Annotated in this window: 6 protein-coding genes; all 6 read left to right on the forward strand. The window is 38.4% G+C overall.

Annotated elements, in window-relative coordinates; genetic code table 11:
• Positions 1-63 precede the first annotated feature (63 nt).
• Complete coding sequence (locus LPH68_RS11535; protein WP_004314817.1) at positions 64-2,148, forward strand: glycoside hydrolase family 3 C-terminal domain-containing protein; 2,085 nt, start codon at positions 64-66, stop codon at positions 2,146-2,148.
• A 193-nt stretch (positions 2,149-2,341) separates the two neighbouring features.
• On the forward strand, positions 2,342-2,884 hold the full coding sequence (locus LPH68_RS11540) for a hypothetical protein (protein ID WP_151922904.1): 543 nt from the start codon (positions 2,342-2,344) through the stop codon (positions 2,882-2,884).
• Positions 2,885-3,170: 286 nt separating this feature from the next.
• Positions 3,171-5,648, forward strand: coding sequence for a carboxypeptidase-like regulatory domain-containing protein (locus LPH68_RS11545; protein WP_230296939.1), 2,478 nt, complete (start codon positions 3,171-3,173; stop codon positions 5,646-5,648).
• A gap of 57 nt (positions 5,649-5,705) precedes the next feature.
• Complete coding sequence (locus LPH68_RS11550; protein WP_009039901.1) at positions 5,706-6,788, forward strand: sensor histidine kinase; 1,083 nt, start codon at positions 5,706-5,708, stop codon at positions 6,786-6,788.
• A complete protein-coding gene (locus LPH68_RS11555; protein ID WP_009039900.1) occupies positions 6,785-7,894 on the forward strand; it encodes a sensor histidine kinase in 1,110 nt (369 codons plus the stop codon). Before LPH68_RS11550 ends, LPH68_RS11555 begins: the two co-directional genes overlap by 4 nt.
• Positions 7,891-8,607 (forward strand): LytTR family DNA-binding domain-containing protein, encoded by a 717-nt coding sequence (locus LPH68_RS11560; protein ID WP_009039899.1) that lies wholly within the window; start codon positions 7,891-7,893, stop codon positions 8,605-8,607. Before LPH68_RS11555 ends, LPH68_RS11560 begins: the two co-directional genes overlap by 4 nt.
• The last annotated feature ends 170 nt before the right edge of the window (positions 8,608-8,777 follow it).

Here is an 8,777-nt window from a genome sequence, read left to right on the forward strand (position 1 = left end):
TAATTGTGGAACTTCTCTTTTAATCAGTAAAAGAGAAGTTCCACATTCAATTAATATCAGAATATGAAAAAACTTTTTCTATTGATTTTCATGCTTGTAAATTGCATTGGTTTATATGCACAACAGGTAATGGAGACAAGTGAAGCATACAAGAAGGCGGATGAATTATTAAAGAAGCTGACAATTGAGGAAAAAGCGCTCATGGTTAGGGGCTATAATAAGTTTTTTATCAAAGGTTTTGAAGAAAAAGGAATACTTCCTGTTTATTTGTCGGATGCGACACAAGGGGTTAATATCCGGAATAATTTGCCTGATCCTAACGTTGTAAAGCAACTGGAACGTTCAACAGCTTTTCCTTCTCCCATTTTGCTAGCCTCAACATTTTCACCGGAGTTATCTTACCAATATGCTAAAGCTATTGGAGAAGAATGTAGAGCTGGAGGAATTGAGGTTTTGTTAGGTCCCGGATTAAATATCTATCGACAGTCTCAATGTGCCAGAAATTTTGAATATTTTGGAGAAGATCCCTATTTGGTATCTCAAATGGTCAGTCAATATGTGACCGGACTTCAAAGTACGGGTACAGCGGCATGTTTAAAGCATTTCTACGGGAATAATACTGAATTTTATCGTAAACGGAGTAATTCCATTATCGGAGAACGTGCTATGAATGAAATCTATTTGCCGGGTTTTAAAGCTGGGATAGATGCAGGAGCTATGTCTGTAATGACTTCTTATAATCAGATCGATGGCGAATGGGCAGGACAAAGTTCGTATGTAATAAAGAAGATTCTTAGAGAAAAGCTGGGATTTAAATGGTTGGTTATGAGTGACTGGAATTCTGTGTGGGATTTGGAAAAGGTTATTAAATCAGGTCAAAATCTGGAAATGCCGGGTTCATATAATTTTGGAGTATCAGTATTGGATTTATATCATGAAAAGAAAATAACAGAGAAGGATTTAGACGATATGATACGGCCCACTTTGGCTACTTGTGTTGCCATGGGATTTTATAGCAGGCCTAAGTATGACACGACTTTGTTAAGTAAATATCCTGAACATGAGCAGACTGCGAGGCGAGTTGCAGAAGAAGGTGTGGTATTACTTAAAAACAGGAATGAAATTTTACCGCTTGATCCTACAAAAAATAGAAAAATATTATTAACCGGTAAATTTGTATATGAAATACCTCGTGGCTATGGTGCGGCAGAAGTGATAGGGTATAATAATGTAAGTCTGATTGATGCTTTGCAGAAAGTCTTTGGGCGAACTGTATATTATATTGAAAAGCCTACTGTGGCAGAGATAAAAGAGGCTGATGTTGTTTTATTGAGTATGGGTACACGGGATAAAGAAGCCGTAGAACGTCCGTTTGCTTTACCTAGGGAAGACGAATCATTTATGCGCTATATCACTAAAAATAATCCTAACACTATTGCTATTATCAATACTGGGTCTGCGATTGATATGTCAGCATGGAACGAACAATTAGCAGCTTTGATTTATGGTTGGTATGGAGGACAATCTGGATTTGAAGCACTTACTGATATTATTATCGGAAAAGTAAATCCATCAGGAAAATTACCGATGACTATAGAAAGGTCATTTAAAGATTCACCGGCATGGGGATATTTGCCACAAGGGGCATCACTCTATAATGAGCTTAAAAATGAGCATCTTATTAATGTGTATGATGTTAATTATAAGGAAGATGTATTAGTTGGATATAGGTGGTATGATACAAAGAAGATAGAACCGCTTTATCCTTTTGGATATGGACTATCCTATACAACATTTGCTTTGACAAAACCACGATTATCATCTAACAAGATGAATGATAAACAGACTATAAAATGTTCTGTTACTCTTACGAATACAGGTAAGTGTGAAGGAGCTGAGGTGGTACAATTATATATCAAAGAGAACCAGCCAAGTGTATTACGTCCCGAAAAAGAACTAAAAAGATTTGAGAAAGTATCCTTGAAACCTGGGGAAAATCGAATCCTTGAGTTTATAATAACTTCCAAGGATTTAGCTTTTTGGGATGATCAGACACATAGTTGGAAAACAAATACTGGACAATATACAATTTTTCTAGGAACATCCTCCAGGCATATAAATCAAACTCTTTCTTTTATAAAAGAATAGGAATACTTTTAGGGCTACTTTGTGGATGCCGATGATAGAATTTGCCTTTAAGCATAAATTAATAAAACTACAGTCTGATAATTATTTAGATTGTAGTTTTTTTGATAATATCTCATTCATTTATTATTTAATGGTGGAGTTGTCTTATTTATTTGGCCAATTCTGTATATTTGCAGACATATATTACAATATCATGAAAATTATATTTATTAATACACTTCGTATCCTGATGATTCTCGTGATTATTATTTCATGTGGAGTTGCCTGTGTAGTATACGAAGATACATTGGCTGCCTGGTGGATACCTATTGGAGTGGCACTTATAATAGTGATAGCAACAATTCCTTTCTATAAAGGATGGATTTGGCTGACAACAATGGATAATAAAGTAATTAATTGTTGTTGCCATTTGGTTTGTGTCGGTGCTATCAGTTGTGTATTGTTTCTTGGGGGGAATTACTGGTTCGCCGATTCTGCTTCCACGCATGAAGAGGAAGTCATGGCACAGAAAAAATATATAGAAACACATAAGAAAACTCGTAGGGTCGGCAGACATCGTTATGTGTCGGATGGCGTTCGTAAAGAATATTATTTGCAGGTAGCTTTTGAAAATGGGAATGTAGAAACATTGCATGTATCTCCTTCTACTTATAATAAGACAAAGACAGGTCGGCCGAAGATTCTGACTTTGCAAAAGGGCTTATTTGGGTTGCCTGTAATTACCAAAGGACTTTAATGAAAGTCACACCACCTTTAGAATGGGTTATATATTCTTTAAAAGCGATGTGACTTTTATTAAAAGGTGAGGCTGCTTTCAAAGTGGAAGTTGCGCAGCTTATCGTTAGATTAATCGTTAGCCTTCACATCTTTGTCGTTATTTTCTTCATTCATTTTTCTTTTCTTTTATTTTTCATCTTGCTAATTTTGCATTTAGTCTACAAATGGGACGCGTTCGTCTCATTTGAAAAATTAGTGCTGATCTCTCCCTTATCTTCGTGACGAAATAAAAATGGAATAAAATCATGAAGATGAATAAAACTAGATTATTGGAGAAAATATCTATTCAGTCCGGCGTCTCTTTAGATGAGTGTGGGACAGTATTCAAAACTTTTGAAAAAGTTCTAAGTGAAGAACTTTCCCGTAAAATGTATCGTTATGGCGGATGGATCCTATTATTGACCGCTTTATTTGTGTCTGTAACAGTATTCAGCCAGACAACAGGACGGAAAGGACGTCCGATGCAGACCATCCGTGGGATTGTTATAGATGGAGACTCGAAGTTTCCGATACCGTATGCAACAGTAAAGCTATCTGAAAAAGAGGGGGCGAGTACGATAACAGACAGTCTTGGTCGTTTCAGTATACCGCAGGTTCCTGTCGGCCGACATACCGTAGAAGCTGCGTTTATGGGATATGAACCGGGCATTTTCAGAGAAATACTGGTGACCTCCGCCAAGGAAATATATTTGGAAATACCTTTGAAAGAAAGCGTGAACGAATTGAACGAAGTGGTAATTCGTGCGCGGACGAACAAGGAAGAAGCAATGAATAAGATGGCTACTACCGGAGCACGCATGTTGAGTGTAGAAGAAGCGAGCCGTTATGCCGGTGGATTTGATGATCCCGCACGTTTGGTTTCTGCTTTTGCCGGAGTGGCTCCCAGCGTTTCTTCCAATGGAATTTCTATTCATGGCAATGCCCCACATCTGTTGCAATGGAGACTGGAGGATGTCGAAATTCCTAATCCGAATCACTTTGCGGACATCGCTACATTGGGTGGAGGAATCCTTTCCTCTCTAAGTTCACAAGTGCTTGGAAACTCTGATTTTTTCACCGGAGCATTTCCTGCCGAATATGGAAATGCCGTATCCGGAGTCTTTGACATGAAATTGCGTAACGGCAACAACCAAAAGAACGAAAATACCATTCAGGTGGGAATTATGGGAATCGACGTCGCTTCCGAAGGCCCTTTGAGCAAGAAACATAAAGCATCGTATATTTTCAATTACCGTTATTCTACAACCGGACTTCTGAATCTTGAAGGAGGAACGATGGATTATCAGGACCTGAACCTCAAACTTAACTTTCCAACACGGAAAGCCGGAACATTCTCTGTCTGGGGAACGAGCCTGATTGATAAGTTCACCAGTGATTTTGAGAAGAACACAGAGAAATGGGATTATTGGGGCGACCGCAGTGAATCAAGAGACAAGCAATATATGGCAGCCGGAGGTGTCAGCCATCGTTATTTCTTTAATAATGACGCATCATTGAAGACCACGATAGCCGCTACCTATTCGCAACTCGACGGAGGAGCAACCTTGTTCAATCATTCGATGGAGTCTACTCCTTATATGGATCTTGATTCAAAATATACTAACCTGATATTTACCACTACCTTTAATCGTAAATTCAGTAACCGTTTTACGAACAAGACAGGATTCACTTATACCAATATGTTCTACAAAATGGATCTTTCCATTGCTCCTTATGAAGCCGAACCACTGGAAATTGTATCTCAAGGAAAAGGTAATACAAGTCTGATTTCAGCCTACAATAGTTCATCGGTGGGATTAACAGAGCGTTGGACCCTTAATGCCGGAATCTATGGACAGCTTCTGACTCTGAACAATAAATGGTCTGTAGAACCACGGGTTGGCCTGAAGTGGCAAGCTACTCCAAAAGCAACCTTTGCGTTGGCTTATGGAATGTACAGTCGCATGGAAAAGATGGATGTATATTTTGTTAAAACGAAAAGTACAGGCGATCAATCCGTCAATAAAGATCTTGATTTTACAAAAGCACAGCACATTATGTTATCATTCGGTTACAAGATTTCTGATCGCATGAATCTGAAGATAGAACCATATATCCAGTTTTTGCATGATGTCCCAGTAATGGCGGATAGTTCTTACTCCGTACTTAACCGTTCTGATTTTTATGTGGAAGATGCGTTGGTCAATAAAGGAAGAGGACGCAATGTGGGAATAGACATTACCTTCGAACGTTTTTTGGAGAAAGGACTTTATTATATGATTTCGGGTTCCTGGTTTGATTCCCGTTACCGGGGTGGGGACGGTGTGTGGTATAACACGAAGTTTAACCGTAATTATGTGATAAACGGACTCATCGGTAAAGAATGGATGTTGGGAAGAAATAAACAGAATATACTTAGTGTCAACCTGAAACTAACCTTGCAAGGTGGTGATCGATATTCTCCGATTGACTTGGAGGCAACGATGAATCATCCGGATAAAGAAGTGCAATATGACGAAACGAAAGCTTTCTCAAAACAATATTCTCCTATGTTGATTGGTAATTATACTGTCAGTTATCGTATCAACAAGAGAAAAGTATCACATGAATTTGCAGTGAAAGGACTTAACTTTACGGGTGCTAAAGAACATTACGGTCATGAATATAATGTGAAAACTGGAAAAATAGATGTCAGCGACAATTCTACGATATTGACGAATGTGAGTTATAAACTTGAATTTTAGAGATACGGTATAGAGTCTAACCGGAAAAATGTTTTATCTTCGTCCCCAATAAAGCGTATGACAACTGAAACACTTGCAACAGGTAGTGAATCTACCTTTTTATATCGATTTCTCGTTAGTCCGGACTTACGATGGATGCGGTATTTGGTACTTATCCTGGTGCTGGGGACGATCTCTTTCAATCAGGTCTTTATTATCTTTTTGGATTATAAGGATATATTGGGCGGATGGATTTACACATTTACCTTTCTTTACCTGCTCACTTATGTAGCGGTTATCTACTTGAATCTTTTCCAACTCTTTCCGAAATATTTGTTGAAGAGACATTATTTGACCTATTTGTCATTGCTTTCTGCTGCGATGATCGTAGCTCTGTTGATACAGATGTCAATAGAATACATGGCATATTCCTATTGGCCGGAACTCCATGCGCGAGGTTCTTATTTTTCGATGCACATGGTAGTGGACTATATTTCTTCTTTTATGTTATCTACGCTGTGTATGATAGGAGGTACGATGACAGTTCTCCTGAAGGAGTGGATGATTAATAACCGGCGTGTTTCACAAATGGAGAAAGCCCATGTCGTTTCTGAAGTGGAACGGTTAAAAGAACAGATCAGCCCTGAACTTCTTTTTAAAACATTGCACCAATCGGGAGAATTAACGTTGAGTGAGCCGGAAACAGCCTCAAAGATGTTGATGAAGTTAAGCCAACTTCTCCGCTATCAGTTGTATGACTGCAATAGGGCCAAAGTTTTGCTTAGTAGCGAAATTACATTTCTTACTAATTACCTGACATTGGAACAGACCTCCCGACCACAATTTTACTATGAATTTACTTCCGAAGGCGAAGTGAACAGAATGTTGGTACCACCTTTGCTTTTCATCCCTTTTGTACAATATATAGTCAAAGCAATAGACGAGCAACAGATACAGCCTCCTGTTTCATTGAAAACTCATTTGAAAGCGGAAAAGGGTACGATTATTTTCGCTTGCGCTTGTCCTGAAGTAAATCTCTTGTCGTCCGATAAAGGGCTGGAAAGAATCAGACAAAGATTGGATATTTTGTATGGAAGCCGTTACAGATTGTCATTGGCTGTCGGCAGTATATGGCTGGAACTGAAAGGAGGTGAGTCATGAGTATGGATACCAATCATGGTAATGACTTCAATAAAAATACCACTGACAGAAACATGAATGATAAAAGTGTCACTGCATTTCTATTGAGTCCCCGTTATCGGATATACAGGCATTTGCTGCTGCAATTGGTTGTTGTTTTGATAACAATCAACGTCCTTTGGTATGAGCCTTTACAAACAGTCTCCTTTGGGAGGCGACTAGGCGGATGTCTGGCATATTTTGTTTCTATGAATATGGTGATATATATAAACCTGTATGTATTGGTTCCTTATTTCTTGTTGAAGAATCGTTGGGGTAGTTATGTGTTGATGGCAGTCATTACAAATATAGCAGTCATTACTTTTCTTTCAGTTACCCAAGGTTTGCTTTTTGAAGTGATTCTGCCCGGAAAAGATCCCAATGGTTTTGCTACTTTTATCAATGCTTTTTCGGGCATACTGACCATTGGCTTTGTCATGGCAGGCTCTGCGGCTATTTCATTGTTCATGCATTGGCTACGCTACAACCTGCGTATTGATGAACTGGAATCCACGACTTTACAGTCGGAACTGAAGTTTCTTAAAAATCAGATTAATCCGCATTTTCTTTTTAATATGCTGAATAATGCCAATGTCCTGATAAAGAGAAATCCGGAAGAAGCATCCAAAGTACTTTTCAAATTAGAGGATTTATTGCGCTATCAGATAAATGACAGTTCGCGAGAAAGAGTCTCGTTAGCATCGGATATCCGTTTCTTAAATGATTATCTGAATCTGGAAAAGATCCGCCGTGATAATTTTCAGTTTACGATGGAGGAACATGGAGAGACAGATTCCATTTGGATTCAGCCGTTATTGTTTATTCCTTTTGTGGAGAATGCGGTAAAGCATAGTTTTGACAGCGAGCATCCTTCGTATGTGCACGTTTCGTTTAAAGTTGATAATGATAGATTAGAGTTTCGATGCGAGAATTCCACACCGGAAGTTGCCGTTAGTAAAGGTAAAGTCGGAGGGATAGGACTTGTGAATATTCAACGCAGATTGGGGCTGTTGTATCCCGGTCGGTATGAGCTGAAGCAGATAGAGAATGAAAATAAGTATACTGTAATTTTAAGTATAACATTATGAATTGTATTATTGTAGACGATGAACCATTGGCACGTGAAGCCATGAAGCTATTGATAGAAGAATCGAGTAACCTTCAATTAATCGGGAGTTTTAATAGTGCGTCCACTGCTTCCGATTTCATGGAGCAACATGTGACTGATTTGGTTTTTCTTGACATTCAGATGCCAGGGATTACAGGAATTGAGTTTGCACGTACGATTTCAAAGAAAACACTGGTTATTTTCACTACAGCCTATACAGAGTATGCACTGGACAGTTACGAAGTGGATGCGATAGATTATTTGATTAAGCCTGTTGAAGCGGAGCGTTTTCAAAAAGCTGTGGATAAGGCTTTGTCTTACCATTCTTTGTTACTGAAAGAAGAGAAAGAAGCCATAGAAACGGTGGTTACTGCCGACTATTTTTTTGTGAAAGCAGAACGCCGGTATTTCAAAGTCAACTTCTCCGATATTCTCTTCATTGAAGGATTGAAAGATTACGTTATAATCCAACTTAGCGATCAACGTATTATCACCCGTATGAGTTTGAAAGCCATATTCGATTTGTTACCCAAATCAACTTTTCTGCGGGTGAATAAGTCATATATTGTCAATACCGGTCACATCGAATCATTTGACAATAATGATATATTCATAAAATCGTATGAAATAGCTATCGGTAATAGTTACCGCGACGATTTCTTTGAGGGGTTTGTGATGAAACAAAGAGTGTGAGATCGTGATGTAGTATTATTCAATGTTTCTGCATTTTTTCAATTTGAAATATAAATAAGAAGATAAAGTGAAGTGCGAATATATGCAAATATGGGCTCAGTTGTAATTCTTGGGGGATTAAGTTTAGTCAATTCCCTTCATGCATATACCTTTGCTAGCCTAAAAAGGAA

The sequence above is a fragment of the Bacteroides sp. 1_1_30 genome (assembly GCF_020982715.1).
Classification (GTDB): Bacteria; Bacteroidota; Bacteroidia; order Bacteroidales; family Bacteroidaceae; genus Bacteroides; species Bacteroides xylanisolvens.

Excerpts from the sequence above, each read along its gene's own strand:
- LPH68_RS11555 (WP_009039900.1), top strand. The coding sequence starts at position 6,785 with ATGAGTATGGATACCAATCATGGTAATGACTTCAATAAAAATACCACT.
- LPH68_RS11540 (WP_151922904.1), top strand. The coding sequence starts at position 2,342 with ATGAAAATTATATTTATTAATACACTTCGTATCCTGATGATTCTCGTG.
- LPH68_RS11545 (WP_230296939.1), top strand. The coding sequence starts at position 3,171 with ATGAAGATGAATAAAACTAGATTATTGGAGAAAATATCTATTCAGTCC.
- LPH68_RS11560 (WP_009039899.1), top strand. The coding sequence starts at position 7,891 with ATGAATTGTATTATTGTAGACGATGAACCATTGGCACGTGAAGCCATG.
- LPH68_RS11550 (WP_009039901.1), top strand. The coding sequence starts at position 5,706 with ATGACAACTGAAACACTTGCAACAGGTAGTGAATCTACCTTTTTATAT.
- LPH68_RS11535 (WP_004314817.1), top strand. The coding sequence starts at position 64 with ATGAAAAAACTTTTTCTATTGATTTTCATGCTTGTAAATTGCATTGGT.